The sequence below is a fragment of the Lactobacillus sp. ESL0701 genome (assembly GCF_029433445.1).
GTDB lineage: Bacteria > Bacillota > Bacilli > Lactobacillales > Lactobacillaceae > Lactobacillus.
Genome location: NZ_JAQTIC010000012.1, coordinates 1 through 1,867, shown reverse-complemented (window position 1 = coordinate 1,867; position 1,867 = coordinate 1). Strand labels below are relative to the sequence as shown.

General features: G+C 49.2%; 1 rRNA gene. It reads right to left on the bottom strand.

Annotated features, from left to right (window positions below):
* Window positions 1–21 precede the first annotated feature (21 nt).
* Window positions 22–1,589: ribosomal RNA gene (locus tag PT281_RS07760) — 16S ribosomal RNA — on the bottom strand.
* Window positions 1,590–1,867: the final 278 nt, after the last annotated feature.

The window sequence follows — 1,867 nt, the reverse complement described above, 5'->3', positions numbered from 1 at the left end:
CACCTATTCGCTCTTCCTTAGAAAGGAGGTGATCCAGCCGCAGGTTCTCCTACGGCTACCTTGTTACGACTTCACCCTAATCATCTGTCCTACCTTAGACGGCTGACTCCCCGAAGGGTTATCCTACCGGCTTTGGGTATTACAGACTCTCATGGTGTGACGGGCGGTGTGTACAAGGCCCGGGAACGTATTCACCGCGGCGTTCTGATCCGCGATTACTAGCGATTCCAGCTTCATGCACTCGAGTTGCAGAGTGCAATCCGAACTGAGATTAGCTTTAAGAGATTCGCTTGCCTTCACAGGTTCGCTCCTCGTTGTACTAACCATTGTAGCACGTGTGTAGCCCAGGTCATAAGGGGCATGATGACTTGACGTCGTCCCCACCTTCCTCCGGTTTGTCACCGGCAGTCTCATTAGAGTGCCCAACTTAATGCTGGCAACTAATAATAAGGGTTGCGCTCGTTGCGGGACTTAACCCAACATCTCACGACACGAGCTGACGACAGCCATGCACCACCTGTCTTAGTGTCTCCGAAGAGAACTTCATATCTCTATGAATTGCACTAGATGTCAAGACCTGGTAAGGTTCTTCGCGTTGCTTCGAATTAAACCACATGCTCCACCGCTTGTGCGGGCCCCCGTCAATTCCTTTGAGTTTTAACCTTGCGGTCGTACTCCCCAGGCGGAGTGCTTAATGCGTTAGCTGCAGCACTGAGAGGCGGAAACCTCCCAACACTTAGCACTCATCGTTTACGGCATGGACTACCAGGGTATCTAATCCTGTTCGCTACCCATGCTTTCGAACCTCAGCGTCAGTTACAGACCAGAGAGCCGCCTTCGCCACTGGTGTTCTTCCATATATCTACGCATTCCACCGCTACACATGGAGTTCCACTCTCCTCTTCTGCACTCAAGAAAGGCAGTTTCAGATGCAATTCCCCGGTTGAGCCGAGGGCTTTCACATCTGACTTGTCTTCCCGCCTGCGTTCGCTTTACGCCCAATAAATCCGGACAACGCTTGCCACCTACGTATTACCGCGGCTGCTGGCACGTAGTTAGCCGTGACTTTCTGGTTGATTACCGTCAAATAAATAGCAGTTACTCTATCTATCCTTCTTCACCAACAACAGAGCTTTACGATCCGAAAACCTTCTTCACTCACGCGGCGTTGCTCCATCAGACTTTCGTCCATTGTGGAAGATTCCCTACTGCTGCCTCCCGTAGGAGTTTGGGCCGTGTCTCAGTCCCAATGTGGCCGTTCAGTCTCTCAACTCGGCTATGCATCATCGCCTTGGTAAGCCGTTACCTTACCAACTAGCTAATGCACCGCGGGTCCATCCTCTAGTGACAGCTCGAAAGCCGCCTTTCATAGCTAGATCATGCGATCTTACTTCTTATTCGGTATTAGCATCTGTTTCCAAATGGTATCCCAATCTAGAGGGCAGGTTACCCACGTGTTACTCACCCATCCGCCGCTCGCGCTTTTAGCTTCCTACCCGAAGGTATTCCGTTAAAATTGCTCGCTCGACTTGCATGTATTAGGCACGCCGCCAGCGTTCGTCCTGAGCCAGGATCAAACTCTCATTTTTAATGTTTGTTTGAATGTTTGCTCATTCGTTCCAAGATTTGCATCTCGGATTTATTTGCTTGCGAAATTGACTTCGCTTTTTTGTTTTGGGTTCTTACACCCGCACACTTTGCGAAAACATTGTTCAGTTTTCAAGGTACTACCCGCTGATGTAATGAGTTACATCAGCGCTTCTTTATTTTAACAGAAGCAATTTCTTTTGTCAAGAACTTTTTTCTGACCCGCTCCTGAAGAAGTTTTCAACTCCCTCAGCAGCGTTTATTATCTTACTAAACCTTC